22 protein-coding genes and 1 pseudogene are annotated in these 22543 nt (G+C 76.4%); 17 read left to right on the top strand and 6 right to left on the bottom strand.

Features of this window, described 5'->3' with window-relative positions; genetic code table 11:
* Nucleotides 1-152 precede the first annotated feature (152 nt).
* The 3 genes from KJP73_RS12685 (at nucleotide 153) to KJP73_RS12675 (ending at nucleotide 3240) form a co-directional block, all read left to right on the top strand.
* Complete coding sequence (locus KJP73_RS12685; RefSeq protein ID WP_213283226.1) at nucleotides 153-1121, top strand: cation diffusion facilitator family transporter; 969 nt, start codon at nucleotides 153-155, stop codon at nucleotides 1119-1121.
* 74 nt (nucleotides 1122-1195) lie between these two features.
* Entirely contained in the window at nucleotides 1196-2536 is a 1341-nt protein-coding gene (locus KJP73_RS12680) for a cytochrome P450 (protein ID WP_213283225.1), read from the top strand.
* A gap of 323 nt (nucleotides 2537-2859) precedes the next feature.
* A complete protein-coding gene (locus tag KJP73_RS12675; protein ID WP_213283224.1) occupies nucleotides 2860-3240 on the top strand; it encodes a PASTA domain-containing protein in 381 nt (126 codons plus the stop codon).
* Between the two features lie 326 nt (nucleotides 3241-3566).
* On the opposite strand, the pseudogene KJP73_RS12670 reads toward KJP73_RS12675, so the two are convergent.
* A pseudogene (locus KJP73_RS12670) lies at nucleotides 3567-4339 on the bottom strand (fructosamine kinase family protein).
* Nucleotides 4340-4380: 41 nt separating this feature from the next.
* On the opposite strand from KJP73_RS12670, the gene KJP73_RS12665 reads away from it, so the two are divergent.
* The gene (locus KJP73_RS12665; protein ID WP_213283223.1) at nucleotides 4381-5403 is read left to right on the top strand and encodes an aminoglycoside phosphotransferase family protein; all 1023 of its coding nucleotides are present in this window, start codon (nucleotides 4381-4383) and stop codon (nucleotides 5401-5403) included.
* Between the two features lie 36 nt (nucleotides 5404-5439).
* On the opposite strand, the gene KJP73_RS12660 is transcribed toward KJP73_RS12665, so the two are convergent.
* Nucleotides 5440-5874 carry an Lrp/AsnC family transcriptional regulator gene (locus KJP73_RS12660; RefSeq protein ID WP_249669353.1) on the bottom strand — a complete coding sequence of 145 codons (435 nt, stop codon included), beginning with the start codon at nucleotides 5872-5874 and terminating at the stop codon, nucleotides 5440-5442.
* 264 nt (nucleotides 5875-6138) lie between these two features.
* Between KJP73_RS12660 and ald the strand changes: the two genes are divergently transcribed.
* From ald to KJP73_RS12640, 4 genes are all read left to right on the top strand, one after another.
* Nucleotides 6139-7257: an alanine dehydrogenase gene (gene ald, locus KJP73_RS12655; protein ID WP_213283222.1), complete on the top strand. Its 1119-nt coding sequence runs from the start codon at nucleotides 6139-6141 to the stop codon at nucleotides 7255-7257.
* Nucleotides 7258-7325: 68 nt separating this feature from the next.
* Nucleotides 7326-7874, top strand: coding sequence for a GNAT family N-acetyltransferase (locus tag KJP73_RS12650; RefSeq protein WP_213283221.1), 549 nt, complete (start codon nucleotides 7326-7328; stop codon nucleotides 7872-7874).
* The gene (locus KJP73_RS12645; RefSeq protein ID WP_213283220.1) at nucleotides 7871-9958 is read left to right on the top strand and encodes a M3 family metallopeptidase; all 2088 of its coding nucleotides are present in this window, start codon (nucleotides 7871-7873) and stop codon (nucleotides 9956-9958) included. The genes KJP73_RS12650 and KJP73_RS12645 overlap by 4 nt, the downstream gene beginning before the upstream one ends.
* Before the next feature lie 76 nt (nucleotides 9959-10034).
* The gene (locus KJP73_RS12640) at nucleotides 10035-11384 is read left to right on the top strand and encodes a M20/M25/M40 family metallo-hydrolase (RefSeq protein WP_213283219.1); all 1350 of its coding nucleotides are present in this window, start codon (nucleotides 10035-10037) and stop codon (nucleotides 11382-11384) included.
* Between the two features lie 3 nt (nucleotides 11385-11387).
* On the opposite strand, the gene KJP73_RS12635 is transcribed toward KJP73_RS12640, so the two are convergent.
* A complete protein-coding gene (locus tag KJP73_RS12635; protein WP_213283218.1) occupies nucleotides 11388-11636 on the bottom strand; it encodes a DUF5703 family protein in 249 nt (82 codons plus the stop codon).
* A gap of 61 nt (nucleotides 11637-11697) precedes the next feature.
* Between KJP73_RS12635 and KJP73_RS12630 the strand changes: the two genes are divergently transcribed.
* On the top strand, nucleotides 11698-12003 hold the full coding sequence (locus KJP73_RS12630) for a primosomal protein (protein WP_213283217.1): 306 nt from the start codon (nucleotides 11698-11700) through the stop codon (nucleotides 12001-12003).
* A gap of 34 nt (nucleotides 12004-12037) precedes the next feature.
* Here the strand turns inward: KJP73_RS12630 and KJP73_RS12625 are convergent, their stop codons facing one another.
* The gene (locus KJP73_RS12625) at nucleotides 12038-13000 is read right to left on the bottom strand and encodes an aldo/keto reductase (RefSeq protein ID WP_213283216.1); all 963 of its coding nucleotides are present in this window, start codon (nucleotides 12998-13000) and stop codon (nucleotides 12038-12040) included.
* A 93-nt stretch (nucleotides 13001-13093) separates the two neighbouring features.
* On the opposite strand from KJP73_RS12625, the gene KJP73_RS12620 reads away from it, so the two are divergent.
* Nucleotides 13094-13975, top strand: a complete 882-nt coding sequence (locus tag KJP73_RS12620) for an undecaprenyl-diphosphate phosphatase (RefSeq protein WP_213283215.1) — start codon at nucleotides 13094-13096, stop codon at nucleotides 13973-13975.
* A 21-nt stretch (nucleotides 13976-13996) separates the two neighbouring features.
* Here KJP73_RS12620 and KJP73_RS12615 read toward each other — a convergent pair whose 3' ends face one another.
* Nucleotides 13997-14989, bottom strand: coding sequence for a CorA family divalent cation transporter (locus tag KJP73_RS12615; RefSeq protein WP_213283214.1), 993 nt, complete (start codon nucleotides 14987-14989; stop codon nucleotides 13997-13999).
* A gap of 175 nt (nucleotides 14990-15164) precedes the next feature.
* Between KJP73_RS12615 and mshC the strand changes: the two genes are divergently transcribed.
* Nucleotides 15165-16418, top strand: coding sequence for a cysteine--1-D-myo-inosityl 2-amino-2-deoxy-alpha-D-glucopyranoside ligase (gene mshC / locus KJP73_RS12610; RefSeq protein ID WP_213283213.1), 1254 nt, complete (start codon nucleotides 15165-15167; stop codon nucleotides 16416-16418).
* A 31-nt stretch (nucleotides 16419-16449) separates the two neighbouring features.
* On the opposite strand, the gene KJP73_RS12605 is transcribed toward mshC, so the two are convergent.
* Complete coding sequence (locus tag KJP73_RS12605) at nucleotides 16450-17313, bottom strand: PAC2 family protein (RefSeq protein ID WP_213283212.1); 864 nt, start codon at nucleotides 17311-17313, stop codon at nucleotides 16450-16452.
* 50 nt (nucleotides 17314-17363) lie between these two features.
* On the opposite strand from KJP73_RS12605, the gene KJP73_RS12600 reads away from it, so the two are divergent.
* The 6 genes from KJP73_RS12600 to KJP73_RS12575 all read left to right on the top strand — a co-directional run bounded on the left by KJP73_RS12600 (nucleotide 17364) and on the right by KJP73_RS12575 (nucleotide 22514).
* The gene (locus KJP73_RS12600) at nucleotides 17364-19067 is read left to right on the top strand and encodes a bifunctional 3'-5' exonuclease/DNA polymerase (protein WP_213283230.1); all 1704 of its coding nucleotides are present in this window, start codon (nucleotides 17364-17366) and stop codon (nucleotides 19065-19067) included.
* 47 nt (nucleotides 19068-19114) lie between these two features.
* Nucleotides 19115-19711, top strand: coding sequence for a TetR/AcrR family transcriptional regulator (locus tag KJP73_RS12595; protein ID WP_213283211.1), 597 nt, complete (start codon nucleotides 19115-19117; stop codon nucleotides 19709-19711).
* Between the two features lie 101 nt (nucleotides 19712-19812).
* Entirely contained in the window at nucleotides 19813-20739 is a 927-nt protein-coding gene (locus KJP73_RS12590; RefSeq protein WP_249669351.1) for a DMT family transporter, read from the top strand.
* On the top strand, nucleotides 20736-21653 hold the full coding sequence (locus KJP73_RS12585) for a 3-methyladenine DNA glycosylase (protein ID WP_433995175.1): 918 nt from the start codon (nucleotides 20736-20738) through the stop codon (nucleotides 21651-21653). Before KJP73_RS12590 ends, KJP73_RS12585 begins: the two co-directional genes overlap by 4 nt.
* 79 nt (nucleotides 21654-21732) lie before the next feature.
* A complete protein-coding gene (locus KJP73_RS12580; RefSeq protein ID WP_213283209.1) occupies nucleotides 21733-22005 on the top strand; it encodes a DUF1778 domain-containing protein in 273 nt (90 codons plus the stop codon).
* Complete coding sequence (locus KJP73_RS12575; protein WP_213283208.1) at nucleotides 22002-22514, top strand: GNAT family N-acetyltransferase; 513 nt, start codon at nucleotides 22002-22004, stop codon at nucleotides 22512-22514. The genes KJP73_RS12580 and KJP73_RS12575 overlap by 4 nt, the downstream gene beginning before the upstream one ends.
* Nucleotides 22515-22543 lie beyond the last annotated feature (29 nt).

Genomic DNA, 22543 nt, shown 5'->3' with positions numbered 1-22543 from the left:
GGGGGGGGGCGGGCGGCGGGGCCGGGGGGCGGGGGGCGGCGTCGGGTGCGGACATCGCACCGAGCCTAGACGCGCCCGCGGCAGCCCGTCGCGGCGGCGTCCGGGCCGGTCGCGGCCGTGCGGGCGGCCCGCGGCTGTGCTACTCCGGGACGGTGACGAGTCCTGCGACGCCGGCAGCGCCCTCCCCGGCCCCCGCCCGCACCGAGAGCACCACCACCGTCGTCGTCGCGTTCGCCGCGAACGCGTTGATCGCGCTCGCGAAGACCGTCGCCGCGGTGCTGACCGGCGCCGCGTCGATGCTCGCGGAGGCCGCGCACTCGTGGGCCGACACGGGCAACGAGGTGTTCCTGCTGGTGGCGCAGCGCCGCGCGGCGAGGCGGCCGGACCGGACGCACCCCCTCGGCTACGGCCGGGAGGTGTACGTGTGGTCGCTGTTCGCGGCGATCGGCCTGTTCGCGGTCGGTGCCGGCGTGTCGATCACGCACGGCGTCCAGGAGCTCCTCGACCCGGAGCCGGCGGAGTCGTTCGTCATCGCGTACGTGGTGCTCGGGGTGTCGTTCCTGCTGGAGGGCGTCTCGTTCCTGCAGGCGTGGCGGCAGGCGCGGTCGGCGGCCACGAGCCGCGAGCAGGACCTCTGGGAGCACGTGCTGGCCACGTCCGACCCCACGGTGCGGGCCGTGTTCTTCGAGGACGCCGCCGCTCTGATCGGCATCCTCATCGCGGCGGCGGGCATCGGGCTGCACCAGGTCACCGGCTCGGCCGTCCCCGACGCGATCGGCTCGATCCTGGTCGGCGTGCTGCTCGCCGTCGTCGCCGGGCTGCTCATCGACCGGAACCGGCGGTTCCTGGTGGGGGAGACCGGTGACCCCGCGCTGCAGCGCGCCGCGGTCCGGGCCCTGCTCGCGATGCCGGAGGTCGCCCGGGTCACGCAGCTGCGGCTCGAGTTCGTCGGCGCCCGGCAGCTGTTCCTCATGGGCGCGGTCGACCTGGCGGGCAACCTCGCGGAGGACGACGCCGCGCGGGTGCTGGCCGCAGTCGAGCGTCAGGTGACGGAGGTCCCCGGCGTCGTCGGCGCCCTGCTCTCGCTGTCCGAGCCCGAGGAGCCCGCGCTCGTGCCGTGAGCCCCGTGCCGTGAGCCTCGCGCCGTGAGCCCGCGCCGCACCCGTTCCCCCGATCCCGTCCCGGAAGGACCCCCATGACCGACGTCAGCCCGCGCACGCCCGTCGACCTCGGCCCCGTCCGGTCCGCCGCCGTCGCCGCCCGGGTGCTCGGCCCGCTGGTCGCGCAGGGCGCGATCGTCCGGCGCCCGCGCGTGACGGCGTGGGCGGAGCGGCGGCAGACCGATCGGGCCGCCGGCGCGCTGCTGCGGGACCTGCGTCGCGAGCACGGCGGCGCCCCCGTCGTGCTGACGCTCGGGCCGCGCCGCGTGGTGCTGCCGCTGGACCCGGCGGACGTCGGCGCGCTGCTGGCCGGGTCGCCGGAGCCGTTCACCCCGGCGACGGTCGAGAAGCGGGCGGCGCTGGGGCACTTCGAGCCCGACTCGGTGCTGATCTCCCCGTCCGGCCGGCGCCCGCCGCGCCGGCTGCTCAACGAGCAGGCGCTCGACACGTCCGAGCCGGTGCACCGGGACGCGGACCCGCTGCTCGCCGCCGTCGACCGTGAGGCCGCGGAGCTGGCGGCCGCGGTGCGCGCGGGCGGCGTGCTCGACTGGCCCACGTTCGCCCCGGCGTTCTGGCGGCTCGTCCGGACCGTGGTGCTCGGCGCCGGCGCCCGCGACGACGAGCGGGTCACCGACCTGATGTGGACGCTGCGGCAGGACGCGAACTGGGCGTACCTGCGCCCGCGCCGCCCGCACCTGCGCCAGGAGCTCGCCGAGCGCCTGCACCAGTACGTGGAGCGCGCCGAGCCGGGCAGCCTCGTCGCCCACGCCGCGGCGGCCTCGTCCGGCCCGGGCGCCGCGCACGGCGTCGACCCGGTGGGCCAGGTGCCGCAGTGGCTATTCGCGTTCGACGCGCTGGGCGCCGCGGTGCTGCGGGCGCTGGCCGTGGCGACCGCCCGGCCGGAGGTGCGCGACCGGCTGCGCGCCGAGGCGGCGTCCGGTGCCGCCATGCAGCCCTACGCCCGGGGTGCCGTGCTGGAGTCCGTCCGGCTGTGGCCGACGACGCTGGTGGTGCTCCGCGACGCCACCCGCCCGACCGGCTGGGGCGGCCGCGAGCTGCCCACGGGGACGGGGTTCGCGATCGTGAGCGCCTTCTTCCACCGGGACCGCGAGCGGCTGCCGTTCGCCGACGACTTCGTGCCCGAGGCGTGGCTCGACGGGCGCGCCGACGCCGACTGGGGCCTCGTGCCGTTCAGCGGCGGGCCGGTGTCGTGCCCCGGGCGCAACGTGGTGCTGCTCGTGGGGAGCCGGCTGCTCACGCACCTGGCCGGGCTGGACCTCGGGTACGCCCGGGCCCGGTACCTCGCGGGCGCGCCGCTGCCGGCGACGTTCGACCACTACGGCGTCCGGTTCCCCCTGGCCGGTCGGGCGGCGTGAGGAGCGGCGCCACGCCGTGATCCCGGTCACGCCCGTCCGTGCCCGGACCTCGGGGCGACCGGGTGAATCGGCTCGCAACCGGGTGTGTCCGCAGGCCAGGACGACATGAACGGGCGAAACACGGCGGAAACCTGTCGTCCGACAGGCGTAGGGTGACCGGCGAGGGCGCGTCGCCCGCCGGGCAGGTCCCGGGCGGCCGCCGGACCACAGGACCACCCGCTGCTCGTCCAGCTCGGCGCGAACGTGTCCCCGCGCCCTCCGCGGCCCCCGGCGATCCCGGCGGGGCGCGTCCGAAGCACTGCAACACGCCCAGGAGGGCCTCGATGAACATGTCCATCGCCCGAGCCGGCCGGTCCACCCGCACCCTCGGTGTGGCCGCCGTCGTCGCGACGGTCGCCCTGCTCACGTCCTGCTCCGGCGGGTCCGACGACGCGTCGTCGAGCCCGTCCGCGTCCGAGTCGGCCACGCAGGCCCCCGAGGAGGTCGAGATCTTCGACCAGACCGGCCTGCTCCTGGAGACGGCCCGCGACACCCTCGAGGCCCGGCACCTCGTGGTCGAGGTCGCGGACGCGACCGGCCAGGGCCGCCCGATCGAGGACGAGATGCAGTGGCTCGTCGTCACGCAGGACCCGACCGAGGGCACCGTCCCGGAGGGCAGCACCGTCACGATCACCGCGCGGATGACCACCGACCCGCGGATGTGACCGCGGAATAACCGCTGGACCCACCGCCTTGTACCGTGCGAGCCTCGAGCTCACGGTCCGCGCGGTGGTGCAGCATCCCGCCGCGGGAGGACCGTCCCGGACGCGGAGAACGCTCCCCTGGTGAGGGGTGGACGGACGCGGGACGGGTGGCTCGTCACCGACGGTCCTCAACGAGGCCAGGACGGTTCAGGTCGCGCGGGAGAAGGACAAGCGGGCGCGACGGACGGTGGCGTACGGATGCTGCACCTGGCGCCCGACGGCCCCGGGGTCGATCGGCCGGCACACGCCGGCGGGTCCCCCGGGGCCGTCGTGGTTCCCGGGCCCGGTCACACGTACGGCGCGGCGAGCCGACGCAGCTGGGCGGCGTAGCCCCCGCCGAACAGCACCGCGTGCATGCCCACGGGGTACACCTGGTGCAGCGCCACCCGGTGCTGCCAGCCGCGCCGGAGCCGGTGCACCTCCTGGTAACCGGCGAGCACGTCGTCCAGGTGCGGGAAGCCGAAGAGCGCCAGCATCGCCAGGTCCGTCTCGCGGTGCCCGCCGTGCGCCGCCGGTCGATGAGCGTGGCGCCCTCCGGGGTCCACAGCACGTTCCCCGACCACAGGTCGCCGTGCAGGCGCGCGGGCGGGTCGTCGTCGTCCAGCGCCCCGCTCCGCAGCACGTCCGCGAGGCGGTGCAGGAGCGCGACGTCGTCCGCGCCGAGCACCCGCCGCCGCTGCGCCGCCGCCGCCAGGGGCTCGACCCGGCACTCCGCGAGGAACGCGCCCCAGCTGTCGTGGTCGCCCGCGGGCATCGGCAGCGGCTGCTCGAGCGGCCCGAAGAACCCGTCGCGGCTCCACCCGTCCGGCGGGCTGCCGAACCGCGGCGCACCCGCGCCGTGCGTGACGGCGAGCCCCCGGCCGAAGTCCTTCGCGGCGCGCCGGGTCGGCGCCACCTCGCTCAGCCGGTCCAGGTCGAGGTGGTCGCCGCCCACGCCCCGGACCCCGACCACCGGCGCGCCACCGCGGACCCGCAGCCACCGCAGCCCCGCCGCCTCGCACGCGAAGAACCCGGGCGGCGCGCCCGCGCGCTGCTTGCGGTAGGTGCCCGTGCTGCCCATCCCCGCCGTCCTCGCCGCTCGTCGCCTCTAGCCTGTCGGTCGTGCCCTCGTCCCGCGGTTCCCGGCCGATCGTGCGCACCGGTGACCCCGTGCCCGCGGAGGCGCGCCGCACCGGCGCGCGGCGGCCCGGTCGCGTCGAGCCCGCCGTGCCCCCGGCCCTGCTGACCGGCGCCGGCCGCACGCCCGAGGGCGCGGCGTGGCTGGCGACGCTCCCGTCCCTGGTGACGCGCGCGCTGCGCCGCTGGGACCTGACGGCGGGGGCACCGTTCCCGTCCGGCTCCGCCTCGTGGTGCGCCCCCGTGACGCGGGACGGCGCGGACCTGGTGCTGAAGATCTCGTTCCCGCACGACGAGGCGCGCGACGAGGCCGCGGTGCTCGCGGCCTGGGACGGGCGCGGTGCGGTGCGGCTGGTCGACCACGACGGGCCGGACTGGGCCCTGCTGCTGGAGCGGGTGCGCCCGGGCACCCCGATGCGCGCGGTGCGGACGCCGGTGGTGCGCCGGCTCGCGGAGGCCGCCGACGTGCTCCGCGTCCTGCACGAGGCACCCGCCCCCGCCCGGCTCCCGCGCCTGACGGCGGTCGCGGCGTCGTGGGCGGACCTCGCGGCGGAGCGGGCGGACCGTGCGGCGCGCGCCGGGCTGCGGCTGGACGCCGGCCTGCTGCGCGCGGCGGACGACGTCCTCCGGGCCCCGGCCGCGGCGCGGGAGGTCACGCTGCACGGCGACGGCAACCCCGGCAACCTGCTGGCCGACCGGGCCGGGGGCTGGCGGGCGATCGACCCGAAGGCCCTGCGCGGCGACCCCGCGTACGACCCGTGGCCGCTGCTGGAGCAGGTGGGGGACCCGTGGCGGTCCGCCGACCCGGTGCGCACGCTGCGGGAGCGGCTGCTCCTGGTCGCGGAGCGGGCGGGGCTCGACCCGGCCGCCGCGGCGGGCTGGGCGCTGGCCCGCGGGACCGAGGCGGCGCTGTGGGCGTGGCACCACGGCGGTCCGCCCGCGACGCTCGCCGCCGGGCTGCGGCGCGCCGGGGACTGGGCGCGGGTGCGGGACGCGCTCACGGGCTGAGGGGGCCGCGCGCCCGGGCCGTCGGGGGCGCCGGGCTCAGCCCGCGCGGCCGCGCAGGTGGTCGAACACGAGGCTCGTCTCCGTCGACGCGACCTCCGGCCGGTCGCTGAGCCGCTCGACCACGAAGCGGCGCAGCTCGTCGGTGTCCCGCACCGCGACGTGCAGCAGGAAGTCGTCGGCCCCGGCCAGGAAGTACACGTCGAGCACCTCGGGCCGCGCGGCGACGGACCGGGCGAACGGCTCCAGCGACGCGCGCGATCCCGCGGCCATCCGGACGGCGACCATGGCGCGCAGCCCCCGGCCGAGGGCCTGCGGGTCGACGTCGGCGTGGAACCCGCGGATGACCCCGGCGCGGCGCAGCGCCCGCACGCGCGCCAGGCACGTCGACGGCGCGATGCCGACCGCCGCGGCCAGCGCGTTGTTCGCCATCCGCCCGTCCTCCTGGAGCAGCCGGATCAGCTGCCGGTCCACGCCGTCGAGCACCACCGCGCCCGCGGGTTCGCGCGACTCCGGCGAACCCGGCGGCCGGGCGGGCGGACCGGGCACGCGCACGGCTCGAAGATCGTTCGACGGTGTGACTGACGTCGCACCGTCGGTCGCAGGAAGTTCGGTCACAGCGGCAGCGTAACGAACCGAAACGCGCGGATACCCCGCGGAAACACCGCAAAGTTCACGCTGGTCGGTGTCGGGTGCCGGTCGGCGCCGCGGGCACCGCACGAGCCGGGAGGCGTCATCATGAGGGTCGGGATCCCCGCCGAGGTGAAGAACCACGAGTACCGCGTCGCGATCACTCCCGCCGGGGTGCACCAGCTCGTCGCGGCGGGCCACGAGGTGCTGGTCCAGGCGGGGGCCGGCACGGGCTCGGCCATCACGGACGACGCCTACGTCGCCGCCGGGGCGCGGGTGGTCGCGACGGCCGCCGAGGCGTGGGGCGAGGCCGACCTGGTCTGCAAGGTGAAGGAGCCCGTCGCCTCCGAGTACGGGTACCTGCGCGAGGGCCTGGTGCTGTTCACCTACCTGCATCTGGCCGCCGACCGGCCGCAGACGGACGCGCTGCTCGCCTCGGGTGTCACGTCGATCGCCTACGAGACCGTGCAGCTGGCGGACGGGTCGCTGCCCCTGCTCGCCCCGATGAGCGAGGTCGCCGGCCGGCTGGCCGCCCAGGTCGGCGCGTACCACCTGATGCGCAGCGCGGGCGGGTCCGGGCGTCTGCTCGGCGGCGTCCCGGGCGTGGCGCCGGGACGGGTCGTCGTGATCGGCGGCGGCGTCGCCGGGCAGCACGCCGCGGAGGTCGCGCTCGGGATGCGCGCGGACGTGACGGTGCTCGACCTGTCCGTCCCGCGGCTGCGCGAGCTGGACACCGCGTTCGGCGGGCGGGTGCGGACGCTGGCGTCCTCCGCGTACGCGATCCGGGAGGCCGTCGCGGACGCGGACCTCGTCGTCGGGGCGGTCCTGGTGCCCGGGGCACGGGCCCCCAAGCTCGTCACGGACGACATGGTCGCTGCGATGCGCCCGGGCTCGGTCCTGGTGGACGTCGCCGTCGACCAGGGCGGCTGCTTCGAGTCCACCCGCGCGACGACGCACGCGGACCCGACGTTCCGGGTGCACGAGGCGGTGTTCTACTGCGTCGCGAACATGCCCGGCGCCGTGCCGGTGACGTCCACCCGGGCGCTGACCAACGCGACGCTGCCGTACCTGACCGCCCTCGCCTCCCGGGGCTGGCGGGAGGCGCTCGCCGCCGACCCGGCGCTGGCTGCCGGCCTGTCCACCCACGCCGGGGCCCTGCACCACGCGGGGGTCGGCGCGGCCCACGGCCTGCCGGTGGTCGACGCGGCGAAGGTGCTGGCCGGCTGAGCGGCCGCCGCGCCGGGGATCGCGGAAACCGGCGGACAGCGCCGCCCCGGGGATGGCACGGTGTCCCGATGGAGCCCTTCGAGCTGACCGACGGCGTGGTGCTGCTGCGCGCGCCCGGCCCGTCCGACGTCGACCGCGTCACCGCCCTGTGCCAGGACCCGGCGATCCAGGAGTGGACCACCGTCCCGAGCCCGTACTCCCGGGCGGACGCCGAGTCGTTCGTCGCGGGGATGGTCGCCGACGGCTGGGCCCAGGCGACCCAGTTCAACTGGGCGGTGCGCTCCGGCGGCGACCTGGTCGGCATGGTCGGCCTCGCGGCCCGCGGGGACGGCTCCGCGGAGCTCGGGTACTGGCTGGCGCCGGACGCCCGCGGTCGTGGGCTCATGGCGCGCGCGGTCGGGCTCGTGCTCGACGCCGGCTTCGGCCGGCTGGGCCTGGACCGGGTCACGTGGCGGGCGTTCGTGGGGAACGTGCCGTCGCGGCGGGTGGCGGAGCGCGCCGGCTTCACCGTGGACCCCGAGCCGCGCGACGGCGAGCAGCGGGGAGCCCCGCGCGCGGAGTGGACCGGCGTGCTGCACCGCGCCGAGCACGCGTCGTCGGCGATGATGGCCCGATGACCTCCACCCTCGACGCGGACAACCCGTTCGCCACCCCGTCCACGCTGCCCTACGCGCTGCCCGACTACGCGCGGATCCGGGAGGAGCACTACCGCCCGGCCCTGCTCGCGGGCATGGTGGAGCACCGCGCCGAGATCGAGGCGGTCGCCGCGTCGACCGAGGCGCCGACGGTCGAGAACACGCTGGAGGCCCTGGAGCGCTCGGGCCGGCTGCTGCACCGCGCGGCCACCGCGTTCTTCAACCAGTCGTCGTCCGACTCCACCCCGGGCCTGGAGGAGCTGGAGGAGGAGATCGCCCCGCTGCTCGCCGCGCACGAGGACGCCCTCTACCTGGACCGGCGGCTGTTCGCGCGCGTCGAGGCGCTGCGCGAGGCCGCCGAGGCCGGGGAGCTGGAGCTCGCGCCGGACACGGCGTGGCTGCTGCACCGCCAGCACACCGCCTTCGTGCGCGCCGGCGTGCGGCTGGACGACGCCGCGCAGGACCGGCTGCGCGAGCTGAACGCGGAGATCACCCGGCTGGAGACGGTGTTCGGCCGGCAGCTGCTCGCCGAGACGAACGACTCCGCCGTGCTGGTCACCGACGAGGCGCAGCTGGACGGCCTCGCCGAGGACGCGCGGGCCGCGGCGGCCGAGGCCGCCACGCGGCGCGGGCACGAAGGCGCGTGGCTGATCGACCTGATCCTGCCGACGCAGCAGCCGGCGCTCGCGTCGCTGACGGACCGGGCGCTGCGCGAGCGGCTGCACACCGCGTCCGTGCGCCGCGGCGGTCGCGGCGGGGAGAACGACACCCGCGCGACCCTGCTGTCCCTGGCGCGGCTGCGTGCCGAGCGGGCCCGGCTGCTCGGCTACCCGCACCACGCCGCGTACATCGCCGAGGACGCCACCGCGAAGACGCCCGAGGCCGTCGCCGACATGCTGGCCCGGCTCGCGCCCGCGGCGGTCGCCAACGCGCGCGCCGAGGCCGCGGACCTGGAGGCCGCGCTGCAGCGCGACGTCCCCGGCGCGACCCTCGAGGCGTGGGACTGGGCGTACTACGCCGAGCAGGTCCGCAAGGAGCGCCGCTCGCTCGACGACTCCGTGCTCCGGCCCTACCTCGAGCTCGACACCGTCCTGACGAAGGGCGTCTTCCACGCCGCGCACGAGCTGTACGGGCTCACGTTCACCGAGCGCCCCGACCTGGTCGGCTACCACCCGGACGTCCGGGTGTTCGAGGTCCACGACGCGGACGGCAGCGGGCTCGGGCTGTTCCTCGGCGACTACTGGACCCGGGACTCCAAGCGCGGCGGCGCGTGGATGAACAACCTGGTCGACCAGTCCGCGATGCTCGGCGAGCAGCCGGTGGTCGTGAACAACCTCAACATCCCGAAGCCCCCCGCCGGGCAGCCGACGCTGCTCACCTGGGACGAGGTCATCACGCTGTTCCACGAGTTCGGGCACGCGCTGCACGGGCTGTTCTCGGACGTGCGGTACCCGTCGCAGTCCGGCACCGAGGTGCCGCGCGACTTCGTGGAGTACCCGTCGCAGGTCAACGAGATGTGGGCGTGGGACCCGGCGGTCCTGCGGTCCTACGCGGTGCACCACGTGACCGGGGAGCCGATGCCGTCGCAGTGGGTCGACACGATGCTCGCGTCGCGGCAGGACGGCGAGGGGTTCGCCACCACCGAGTACCTCGGCGCCGCGCTGCTCGACCAGGCCTGGTACCGGCTCGCCCCCGAGGACGTGCCGACCGACGTGGAGCAGGTCGAGGCGTTCGAGGCCGCCGCGCTGGAGGCCGCGGGCGTCGCGTTCGCGCCCGTGCCGCCGCGGTACCGGACCACGTACTTCAACCACGTGTTCGGCGGCGGCTACTCGGCCGGGTACTACTCCTACATCTGGTCCGAGGTGCTCGACGCCGACACCGTGACCTGGTTCCAGGAGAACGGCGGACTGCAGCGCGGGAACGGCGACGCCTTCCGGGCGCGGCTGCTGTCCCGCGGCGGCTCGGTCGACCCGATGGCGGCGTTCCGCGACCTGCGCGGCCGCGACCCGGAGATCGGCCCGCTGCTGGCCCGTCGGGGTCTGACGGCGGCGACGACCGGCGCCTGACGGGCCGTCCGTCGCGCTCCCGCCCCGCCCGGGCACGCGTCCGGGCGGGGCGAGCGCTGCCGGTACCGTGGTCGGCATGACCGACGAGCCCGCCACCAGCCCCGACGCGACCACCGGCACCTCGGCCGCCGAGGCGGAGGTCGTCCGGATCTGCCAGGACCTGATCCGGTTCGACACGTCGAACTACGGCGACGGCTCCGGCCCGGGGGAGCGGTCCGCCGCCGAGCACGTCATGACGCTGCTGCACGAGGTCGGGCTGGAGCCGGAGCTGTTCGAGAGCGCCCCCGGCCGCGCGAACGTCGTCGTCCGCCTGGAGGGCACCGACCGGAGCCGCCCGGCGCTGGTCCTGCACGGGCACACCGACGTGGTCCCCGCCGAGGCGAAGGACTGGAAGGTCGACCCGTTCGCCGGCGAGGAGTTCGACGGCATGGTGTGGGGCCGCGGCGCGGTCGACATGAAGGGCATGGACGCGATGATCCTGGCGGTCGTCCGCCAGATGGTCCGCGAGGGCCGCCGCCCGGCCCGGGACGTCGTGGTCGCGATGTTCGCCGACGAGGAGGCCGGTGGCCGGTTCGGCGCCCGGTACGCCGTCGACGAGCGCCCCGAGCTGTTCGCGGGCGCCACCGAGGCCGTCTCCGAGGTCGGCGGGTTCTCCGTCGACGTGCACGGCCGGCGCGCGTACCTGCTGCAGACCGCCGAGAAGGGCATCGCCTGGCTCCGGCTCGTCGCGGACGGCACCGCGGGCCACGGCTCGGCCGTCAACCCGGACAACGCGGTCACGGAGCTCGCCGGCGCGGTCGCCCGGATCGGCGCGTACCAGTGGGACACCCGGCTGACCCCCACGGTGCTCGCGCTGCTGGAGGGCGTCGCCGACCTGACCGGCCTGCCGCTGGACGTCGACGACCCGCTGGCCATCGACCGGCTGATCGGCGCGCTCGGCCCGGCGCGGCGCTTCGTCGGGTCCTCGATCCGCACGCTCGCGAACCCCACCCAGCTGCACGCCGGGTACAAGACCAACGTCATCCCGGGCCGGGCGACCGCGACCGTCGACGTCCGGCCGCTGCCCGGCGACCACGAGGCCGTCCTGGCGAAGGTGCGGGAGCTCGCCGGCCCGACCGTGCGCGTCGAGCCCGAGCACCTGGACATCGGCCTGGAGGTCCCCGCGACGGGCACGCTCGTCGACACGATGACCGACGTGCTGCGTGAGCAGGACCCGGGTGCGGTCGTGCTGCCGTACATGCTGTCGGCCGGCACGGACAACAAGTCGCTCGCGCGGCTGGGCATCGCGGGCTACGGCTTCGCGCCGCTGCGCCTGCCGGCGGACCTCGACTTCACCGCGCTGTTCCACGGCGTGGACGAGCGGGTGCCGGCCGAGTCGCTGCGGTTCGGCGTCCGGGTGCTCGACGGGCTGCTGCGCGAGGCGTGAGCCTCAGTCGTCCAGCATCCCCAGGGTCGACCGGACGCGGATGATCCGGCGCCGCAGCCACACCTTGCGCTCCCCGCCGGTGTAGAGCAGGGTCCGGGCGAGCTCCCAGCGGCCGTACTCGGCCTCGTCGGTGAGCATGCGCCGGGCGTCGTTGCGGCTCGTGGTCCGGGGGATCGTCAGGACCCGGTACTCGTACTGCCGGGCCGCCTCCGGGGAGCCGGGCCGGTCCGTGCTCAGGTTGGTGCGTGCCATGCCCACCGCCTTCGAGTCGATCGTGGTGCCATTGTGCCTGGTGCGGCGCTACGGTCGTCGCATGGCTATCGACCCGCGCGCGGCACTGGACCGCCTCATCGCTGCTCTCGAGGCGCACTACTCCGCCGTGTCCGCCCGCCGGGGCGACGACGACCCGGCGGTGGATGACGCGTACGACGTGCTCGCGGACGCCTTCGAGGTGTACGACGACGCCCTGGGCACCGTGCACGGCGAGGCCACGCCGTTCTACCTCGCGGAGGACGACGACGAGGACGAGGACGACGAGGAGCCCGAGGACGCCGACGACTACGACGTCGACGACCTGCCCGAGGCGCCGTACGACGAGGACGACGCGCGGCAGCCGTAGGGGGCCCGGCCGCGCGGCGTGGCCCCGCGAGGGGTCAGCGGCGCTCGGGGTAGCCCAGCGCGGGCGCGCTGATCTCGTCCAGGGCCCGCAGGATCTCCGGCGGCAGCTCGACGTCCTCGGCGGCGAGCGAGGCCCGCAGCTGCGCGGGCGTGCGCGCCCCGACGATCGCCGACGCCACCTGCGCGCGCACCCGCAGCCACGCCAGCGCAACCTCCAGGGGTGCCCGCTCGAGCCCCTTCGCGGCGACGACGAGCGCCTCCACGACGGCGGCGGCGACCGACCCGAGGTACGGCTCCACGAACCCGGCCAGGTGCGGGGAGGCGGCACGGGAGTCGGCGGGCACGGTGCGCCGGTACTTGCCGGTCAGCACGCCGCGGCCCAGCGGCGACCACGCCAGCAGCCCGATGCCGAGGTCCGCGGCGGCGGGGAGCACCTCGCGCTCGATGCCCCGCTGCAGCAGTGAGTACTCCGCCTCGACGGCCGCGAGGCCGGGGTCGTCGCCCAGCAGGGTCGCGGCGCGGGCGACCTGCCACCCGGCGTGGTTCGACAGCCCGACGTACCGGGCGCGGCCCGAGTCGACCGCCCGGCGCAGCGCGGTGACGGTCTCCGTCAGCGGCGTGCGGGGGTCGGGCGTCTGGACCAGCCACAGGTCGACGTGGTCGGTGCCGAGGCGGCGCAGCGACGCGTCCAGCGTGTCCAGCAGCGCGCCGCGGGAGGCGTCGACCACGCCGCCGTCGGGGGTGCGCCGGACGCCCGCCTTGGTGCACAGCACGAGCTCGTCGCGGGGGACCACCCGGCCGACGAGCGACCCGAGCAGCTCCTCCGCGCCGCCGTCCGCGTACGAGGCCGAGGTGTCCACGAGGGTGCCGCCGGCGTCCGCGAAGTCGCGCAGCTGCTCGGCGGCGTCGAGCTCGTCGGTGTCCCGGCTCCAGGTCAGCGTCCCGAGTCCGAGGTGCGAGACCCGCAGGCCGGTCCGTCCGAGCTGGCGCTGTTCCATGGGTGCGAGGGTAACGGGGCCGGCGGTGCGCGTCGGTGACCAGCCGCTATCGTGGCGCCTCGTGGCTGCGCGCATCGAGAACGAGACCCGAGCATGAGCGTCTGGGAGGCGATCGTCCTCGGCCTCGTCCAGGGTCTGACCGAGTTCCTGCCCGTGTCGTCCAGCGCGCACCTGCGCATCGTGGGCGAGCTCATCGGGTCCGGCGACCCCGGCGCGGCCTTCACCGCGATCACGCAGATCGGCACCGAGACCGCCGTGCTGCTGTACTTCCGGCGCGACATCGCCCGCATCTGCACGCACTGGTGGCGGGCGGTGCGCGGGGACCTCGGCACCGACTGGCGGTCCCGGACGGGCGCCCCGGCGGACGGCCCGCGCGACCCCGACGCGCAGATGGCCTGGTACATCGCGCTCGGCTCGGTGCCGATCGTCGTGCTGGGGCTGCTGTTCCAGGACGCCATCGAGCAGCCGTTCCGGAACCTGTGGCTCATCGTGCTGACGCTCGCGGGCTTCGCGCTCGTGCTCGACTGGGCCGACCGGCGCGGCCGGCACGAGAAGCCGCTCACCGACCTGAACCCGCGGCACGCCGTGTACTTCGGGCTGGCGCAGGCGATGGCGCTGATCCCCGGGGTGTCCCGGTCGGGCGGCACGATCACCGCCGGCCTGCTGATGGGCTACACGCGGGAGGCCGCGGCGCGGTACTCGTTCCTGCTGGCCATCCCGGCGGTGCTCGGGTCCGGCCTGTTCCAGCTGGCGTCGAGCGCGGGCGACTTCGGCACGGCGGGCACGCCGGCGCTGGGGGTCACAGTCATCGCGACGATCGTGGCGTTCGTGGTCGGGTACGTCGTGATCATCGGGTTCCTGAAGATCGTGTCGACGTTCTCGTACCGCCCGTTCGTCGTCTACCGGATCGGCCTGGCGGTCGTCGTGGCGCTGCTGCTGGTCACCGGGGTGCTGGACCCGCTCGCCGGGGCGTGACGGACCCGCGGGCGCCCGGGCTCAGAGCCAGTCGGAGCGCTTGAACAGCCGGTAGAGCACCGTCGCGGACGCGGCCATCAGCAGCACGGAGAGCGGGTAGCCGAGCAGCCAGTGCAGCTCCGGCATGTGGTCGAAGTTCATCCCGTAGACGCCCGCGATGAGCGTCGGCACCGCGATGATCGCCGCCCAGCCCGAGATCTTCCGCATGTCCTCGTTCTGCCGCACCGACACGCGCGCCAGGTGGACCGACAGCATGTCCCCGAGCAGGGCGTCGTGGGCGTCGAGGTGCCGGTCGACCTTGGTGAGCACCGTGTCCAGGCGCCGGATCCACCGCATCGTGCGGGTCTCGCGCCGGCTGTCCTCCTGCTCCGCGACCAGCTCCGGGAACGCGGACAGCAGCGGGACCAGCGCGCGGCGGGCCTCCGCGATCTCGCGCTTGAGGTCGTAGACCACCTCGGCGGGGTCGTCGGTCTGCGGGGTGAACACGACCTGCTCGACGTCGGCCACCGCCTCGCCGATGCCGAGCTCGACGTCGCCCGCCCGCCGGACCAGCGCCGTCAGGACGGCCGCGAACACGTGGCCGGGCCGATCCTGCGGCAGGTGCTCCTCGTCGCGCAGGTTGTCCAGGACCGCGTCCAGCAGGTCGGCCGGGCCCTCCTCGGCGGTGATCGTCACGTCGTCCACGACCAGCGCCGCCCAGACGCCCGTCGTGACGTCGCGCGTCCGCGGGTCGTACGCGAGCGTGGGGCACACCAGGTACTTGCCGCCGCCGGCGAGCCGGCGCAGCTGCGGGTGCCGCGGGTCGCCGAGGCCGCCGCCGGTGACGCTGCCCTCGGCCGAGCGGCGGACCACCGACTCCGGGATCCCGGCCTGGCGGGCCGCGTCGGCGATCGCGTCGAGCGAGTCGACGTGCACCCACGCGGTGGGCGGCTCCGGGGCCGCGAGCAGCGCCAGCAGCCCGTCCGGGGGCGTCGCCGTCCAGCCCTCGCCTGCATGCACCCACGCGCTCTCCACCTCGGCATTGTGGCGGTCGCCCGCGCGGCGCGTCCGGCCGACGCGCCGCCGGGCCGGCGGAGTCACCCGGTGCGGGCCGCGCGGGGGTCGTCGTGCGCGGTCCGTGGCGTGGGGTCCGTCACGTGCGGGCGGACGGCGCGCGCCCGCCCCACGGGCAGCGGCTACGCTCGACGCCGTGCTCACCTGGCCCGCCCCGCAGATCCCGCAGCTCCCCGGCCAGGGAGGCCCCGTGCGGGTCCGGGACACGTCGACCGGTGAGCTCGTCGTCGCCGCACCGGGCCCGGACGCGACGGTCTACGTCTGCGGCATCACCCCGTACGACGCCACCCACATGGGGCACGCCGCCACGTACGTCGCGTTCGACCTGCTGGTGCGCGGCTGGCTCGACGAGGGCAAGCGCGTCCGGTACGCGTCCAACGTCACCGACGTCGACGACCCGCTGCTGGAGCGCGCCGAGGCGACCGGGGTGGACTGGCGCGAGCTCGCCGCCGACCAGACGGCGCTCTACCTGGAGGACATGACCGCCCTCGGCGTCGTGCCGCCGGACGTCTACACCGGCGCGGTCGAGTCGGTGCCCGACGTCGTGAAGGCCGTCGAGGCGATGCTCGCCGCCGGCGCCGCGTACGTCGTCGGCGTGCCCGACACCCACGGGGCCGGCACCGGCGACGTGTACGCCGACCTGTCCGCCGACCCCGGCTTCGGCGAGGTCGCCCGCCTGAGCCGCCCCGAGATGCTGGACCTGTTCGCGGAGCGCGGGGGCGACCCGGCCCGGCCCGGCAAGCGCGACCCGCTGGACCCGCTGCTGTGGCGGGCGGCCCGCCCGGGTGAGCCGTCCTGGGACGGCAACGACCTCGGGCCCGGGCGCCCCGGCTGGCACATCGAGTGCGCCGTGATCGCCCGCGACGGCATCGGCCTCCCGTTCGACGTGCAGGGCGGCGGGTCCGACCTGCGGTTCCCGCACCACGAGATGAGCACGTCGCACGCGCGGCTGCTCGGCAGCGGGCACGGCGCGCGTACCCACGTGCACACCGGCATGGTCGGGCTGCACGGGCAGAAGATGAGCAAGTCGCTCGGCAACCTCGTGCTCGTCTCCCGGCTGCGCGAGCAGGGCGTCGACGCCATGGCCGTGCGCCTCGCGATCCTCGACCACCACTACGCGAGCGACTGGGAGTGGACCGACGAGGTGCTGGGCGCCGCGCGGGCCCGGCTCGACCGGTGGCGCGCGGCCGTGTCCGGCAACGGGGGCCCGGCCACCGAGGCGACCCTGGCGGAGATCCGGGACGCCGTCGCGACCGACCTGGACGCGCCGCGGGCGCTGCGGGCGGTCGACGCGTGGGCCGAGCGGTCGCTGGCCGGGGACGAGACCGAGGTCGGTGCCCCCGGCGTCGTCGCCCGCGCGGTGAACGCGCTGCTCGGGGTGCGGCTCTAGCGCCTGCGCACCCGGCATCGGCGCCGGTGGCTCAGCCGCCGATGCCCTTGTCCCGGCGGCGCAGGTACCGCTCGAACTCCTGGGCGATCGCCTCGCCGCTCGCCTCCGGGAGCTCGGCGGTGTCCTTGGCCTCCTCGAGCTGGTGGACGTACTCCGCGATCTCGGTGTCCTCGCTGGCGAGCTCGTCCACGCCGTCCTGCCACGCCGCCGCGTCCTCCGGCAGGTCGCCCAGGGGGATCGGCTCGCCGGTCAGCTGCTCGATGCGGTGCAGCAGCGCGAGCGTGGCCTTCGGCGACGGCGGGTGCGCGACGTAGTGCGGCACCGCGGCCCACAGGGAGACGGTCTTCATGCCGCGCGCGGCGGCCTCGTGCTGCAGCACGCCGACGATGCCCGTGGGGCCCTCGTAGGAGTTGGCCTCGACGTCGAGCGCCTCGCGGACGTCGGCCTCCTCGCTGGTCGCCGTCACCGGGATGGGCCGCGTGTGGGGGACGTCCGCGAGCAGCGCGCCCAGGGTGATGACCGTGCCGACCCGCAGGCCCTGCGCGATGTCGAGCAGCTCGCCGCAGTACCGGCGCCAGCGCATCGACGGCTCGATGCCGTGGACCAGCACGACCTTCCGGCCGGCGCGCGGAGTCGTCGCCACGGCGACCGCGGTGGTCGGCCAGGTGATCTCGCGGCGGCCGTCCTCGCCGGCGCCGATCACGGGGCGGTTGACCTGGAAGTCGTGGTACTCCTCCGGGTCGAGCTCGTCGACCTGCTCGGCGCCCCAGACCTCGTGCAGGTGCTCGAGCGCCTGGCTGGCGGCCGACCCCGCGTCGTTCCAGCCCTCGAACGCCGCGAGCAGGATGGTCTCCTGCTCGGGGAGGGCCGCGGGGGTGTTCGCCTGCTCGGTCATCGGCCCAGCGTAGGACGTGCGGTGCCGCGGTGTCGGACCTGGCTGGGAGAATGGACGGCGTGCCGCTCGTCCTCGTCGCCGTCGACCCGGACCGACCCGGCGGTGCCGTGCTGCGCGAGGTCAGAGACGTCGCCGCCGCCGAGGCCGGCGAGGTCGGGCCGCCGGTCCGTGTCGCCGGCGCCGACCTGGCCGCCGCCGTCGCGGCGAGGGAGGCCGCCGGCGGGGCGCGCTGGGTGTGGGACGACACCGAGCACTGGTACCCGGACCTGCTCGCCGCCGGGGTCCGCGTGGAGCGCGCGCACGACCTGCGGCTGTGCCACACGATCCTGCGGCGCAGCACCCGGTGCGCCGGGACCGCCGTCGCGCGGGCCGCCGAGGGGCCGTGGGACCGTGCGGCCGCGGCGGGCGGGACGGGCCCGCACGAGCCGGACGAGCCGAGCCTGTTCGACGCCCTCCCGACGGCCGTGCCGGACGCCGCCCCCGACGTGCCCGCCGAGCTCCGGCGCCAGCTCGTCAGCCTCACCGAGGCCGGGGACGACGGGCGACTGCGGCTGCTGCTGGCGGCCGAGTCCACCGGCGCGCTGATCGCCGCCGAGATGCGGCACGACGGCCTGCCGTTCCGGGCGGACGTGCACGACGCGCTGCTCGCCGGGCTGCTGGGCCCGCGGCCGCACGAGGGTGCCCGGCCGTCGCGGCTCGCGGAGCTGGCGGAGCGGGTCGGCGCGGCGCTCGACCGGCCCGGCCTCAACCCCGACTCCCAGCCCGAGCTGCTGCGCGCCCTGCGGGCCGCGGGGCTGGACGTGCCGTCGACGCGCACGGCCGAGATCCGGGCGCTCGACCACCCGGTGCGGGAGCCGCTGCTGGAGTACAAGAAGCTCGCCCGGCTGCTGTCGGCCAACGGCTGGGCCTGGCTGGACCGGTGGGTGCACGACGGCCGGTTCCGGCCCGACTACGTCCCCGGCGGGGTCGTCACCGGGCGGTGGGCCAGCAGCGGCGGGGGCGCGCTCCAGCTGCCCGCGGTCATCCGGGACGCCGTGCGGTCCGACCCGGGCTGGCGGTTCGTCGTGGCGGACGCCGCCCAGCTCGAGCCGCGCGTGCTCGCCGCGATGTCCGGCGACGGCGCGATGGCCGCGGCGGGCCGGCACGCCGACCTGTACGCGGGGGTCGTCGAGGCGGGCATCGTCGCGGACCGCAAGCAGGCCAAGTACGCCATGCTCGGCGCGATCTACGGGGCGACCACCGGCGCGAGCGCGGTGCTGATGCCGCAGCTCGCGCGGGCCTACCCGCGGGCGGTCGCGCTGGTCGAGGAGGCCGCGCGCGCGGGGGAGCGCGGCGAGCAGGTCACCACCTGGCTCGGGCGATCCTCCCCGCTGCCCAGCGCCGCGTGGCTCGCCGAGCGTCAGGCCGCCTCGGCCGAGGGCGCCGCGCCCGAGGACGTGCGCGCGGCGCGCCGGCGCTCCCGCGACTGGGGCCGGTTCACCCGGAACTTCGTCGTGCAGGGCACCGCGGCGGAGTGGGCGCTGTGCTGGATGGCCGTCCTGCGGCAGCGCGTGGCGGGCATGCCCGGCCGGCCGCACCTCGTGTTCTTCCTGCACGACGAGATCGTGGTGCACGCCCCCGCGGAGGTCGCCGAGGACGTGGCGACGGCCGTGCGGGAGGCGGCGGTCGAGGCCGGCCGGCTGCTGTTCGGGCCCACGCCGGTGGACTTCGCGCTCGACGTCTCGGTGGTGGACAGCTACGCCGACGCCGTGTGACGATCTCCGACAAGGTAGACCGGTCTACCTAGTCGGGAGGCGGGGCGATGGCAGGCACGACCACCGGTGCGCGGCGGCGTCCCGCGCGGGAGCGGTTGCTCGCCGCCGCCGCGGACCGGTTCTACGCCGACGGCATCGCCGCGACCGGGATCGACACCATCACCGCCGACGCCGGCGTCGCGAAGATGAGCCTCTACAACAACTTCGCCTCCAAGGCGGACCTCGTCGCCGCGTACCTGGTGGCGCGGCACGCCGAGTGGCTGGACCTGTACGCGGCCCGGCTCTCCGCCGCCGGGACCGACCCGCGGCGGCGGGTGCTCGCCGTGTTCGACGCCTACGCCGACCACGCCAATGCCGGGTACGCGCACGGGTTCCGGGGCTGCGGCCTGCTCAACGCCGCCGCGGAGCTGCCGGTCGGCGACCCCGGCCGCGCCGTCGTCCGCGCGCACAAGGAGGAGGTCGAGGGTCTCGTCGCGGGGCACCTGCGGGAGCTGCTGCCGGGCGATCCCGAGCGTGCCGCCGTGCTCGCCGAGCACCTCGCCTTCCTGCTCGAGGGGTCCATGGCCCGCGCCGGGCTCGAGGGGGACGACCGGCGGCTGCGTCGGGCGCGCGACCTCGCGGCGGACCTCCTGGCCGCGGCATGACGGCGTCGTCGCCGGCGACCGCCGCTCCGCCCACGACGTCCGGGGCCACGGGGACGCGCGGGCCCCGGGCGGACCGGGCCGTCGCCGCCGGGACGGCGGCCGTGCTCGCGGCATCCGTGCTCTGGGGCACGACCGGCACCGCGGCGACCCTCGCTCCCGGGGTCGGGCCGCTCGCCATCGGGGCGGCGGCGATGGGCGTCGGGGGACTGCTCCAGGCGGGGACCGCGCACCGGGCGATCGCCCGGCACCGCGCCGCGCTGGCGTCCCGGTGGCGGCTGGTCCTGCTCGGGGCGGTGGCCGTCGCGGTGTACCCGCTGGCGTTCTACACGTCGATGCACCTCGCCGGGGTCGCCGTCGGCACCGTCGTCTCGCTCGGGTCCGCGCCGCTCGCGTCGGCGGTGGTCGAGCGGGTCGTCGACCGGCGGCGGCTGTCCCGGCGGTGGGTGGGCGCGGCCGTGGTCGGCGTGGCGGGCATCGTGCTGCTGTGCGGGGCGCAGGCCCTCGCAGGCCCGCCGCCGGGGTCCGGTGGGGGCTCCGGTCGGGGCGTCGCCGCGGGGGTGGCGCTCGGGCTCGTGGCGGGCGCGACGTACGCGCTGTACTCCTGGGTCGCGCACCGGCTGATGCTCGGGGGCGTGCCGTCGCGCGCCGCGATGGGCGCGGTGTTCGGGGTCGGCGGGCTCCTGCTCCTGCCCGTGCTCGCGGCCACGGGCGCGCCGCTGCTGGCGTCCTGGGGGAACGCCGCGGTGGGCGGGTACATGGCGCTGGTCCCGATGTTCACCGGGTACGTGCTGTTCGGCTGGGGGCTCGCCCGGGTCCCGGTCAGCACCGCCACCACGCTGACCCTGCTGGAGCCCGCGGTCGCGGCGGTGCTGGCCGTCGCGGTCGTGGGGGAGCGGCTGCCCGCCGTCGGGTGGGCCGGGGTGGCGCTGGTGGTCGTGTGCCTCGCCCTGCTGACCGTCCCCGGGCCGTCCGCGTCGCGGGCCGAGCGCCGGCTGTCGCGCCGGCGCCTCCTACGCTGGACCCCGTGACCGTCACCGTGCCCAGCCCGCCCGCGCCCCCCGGGGCGCCGGTGCTGCTGGACGAGGCGACGTGGCGGGCGCGGTCGGCCGGGCACGCCGCGCGTGCGGACGCGCTCACCGCGGGGCACCGGGAGCGCCGGGCCCGCGGCGAGCGGCACGCGGTCGAGGACTTCCTGTTCGAGTACTACCCGGCCAAGCCCGCGCAGCTCCGGCGGTGGCACCCCGGCGCCGGTGCCACCCTCTCGCCCGGGGCCGAGCCGCCGCCGCACGCCGCCTGGCGCTGGTACCGCACCGCCGCCGACGGCACCGTCGCGCTCGACGTGCCGGCGTTCCTCGCGGACCGGGGGAGCACCGTCCGCTACGTCCGGGGCCTGGTGTCCGCCACGGCAGCCCGCCCCGCGGCGACCGGGTGCTTCGGCCTGCACGAGTGGGCGATGGTGTACCGCGAGGGCGACGGCGAGCACCGGCACCGGCTGCCGCTGCGGCTCGGCGGCGCGGGGACGGACGCGGTGGTCGAGGGGCACCGGATCCGCTGCACCCACATCGACGCGTTCCGGTTCTTCACGCCCGACGCGGTGCCGCTGAACACGCTGCAGCCCACGCGGGACACCCAGGTCGCGATGGAGCAGCCCGGCTGCCTGCACGCGAACATGGACCTGTACAAGTGGGCGCTCAAGCTCGGGCCCGCGGTGCCCGGGGACCTGCTGCTCGACGCGTTCGAGCTCGCGCGGGAGATCCGCGTGGTGGACATGCAGGCGTCCCCGTACGACGTCACGACCTACGGCCTGGAGCCCATCGCGATCGAGACCCCCGAGGGCAAGGCGGAGTACGTGCGCCGCCAGCGCGCCTTCGCCGGGCGGTCGCAGGCGATCCGCACCCGCCTCCTGGCGGCGTGTGACACGGTGCTCGCCGTGCGGCGCTGACGCCGGCGCCCGGGCCAGGGCGCTCACCGATGCGTGCGCGCCCTGCGCCTGTCCGGACAACTGCCGTACAGTCGGTGCCATGAGCCCCAAGACACTGCGCCTCGAGCAGCGCGTCGACGAGGAGACGGCCGGCCTGGTCAGCAAGGCGGCGTCGATGACGCACGAGTCGGTCTCGGCGTTCGTCGTGCGGTCGGCGCGCACGGAGGCCGCGCGGGTGCTCGCTCGCAGCGACGTGACGGTGATGCCCGCAGCCCAGTTCGACGACATGATGCACGCGCTGGACGAGGCACCTCGACGGCTCGCTGCGCTGTCCGAGGCGGCGGCGCGGCCGCGCAGGTTCACGCGCAGATGACCGAGCCCGAGCTCATCACCAGCCAGCTGTCCGAGCTGGACGACCTCGAGGGTTTCGACTGCGGCGTGCCCGGCCTCGACGAGTGGTTGCGCCGGCACGCCCGGCGAGCGCACAAGGACGGCACGGCGGTGACGACGGTCTGGCGGCGGCGCGGGGACGGGCCCGTCGTGGGGTACTACTCCATCTGCCCGACCGAGATCCGGCGGGACGGGCTCACGCGTCGCTGGCACGGGGGTGTGACGACGGTCCCGGGCTTCATGCTCGCCCGGCTGGCCCTGGACACCAGCGTGCACGGGCAGGGGCTCGGCACGCAGATCCTGCTCGACGCGCTGGAGACGATCTGCGACGCGTCCACGCTCGCCGGCGGGCGGGTCGTCGTCGTCGACCCGGTCAGCGCCGACGCGGCGTCGTTCTACGGGCGGTACGGGTTCGAGGCGGTGAACGGCAGCACCCGGATGTTCCTGCTGGTCGACGACGCCCGCGCGGCTCTGGGGCTCGGCCCCGCATAGGTCGCCGAAACCCCGTCGCGGGCGACGGA

Source organism: Cellulomonas hominis (genome assembly GCF_901521055.1).
GTDB classification, from domain to species: domain Bacteria; phylum Actinomycetota; class Actinomycetes; order Actinomycetales; family Cellulomonadaceae; genus Cellulomonas; species Cellulomonas endometrii.
Note: the sequence above shows the minus strand (reverse complement) of the source record. Positions and strands in the feature narration are given on the sequence as shown.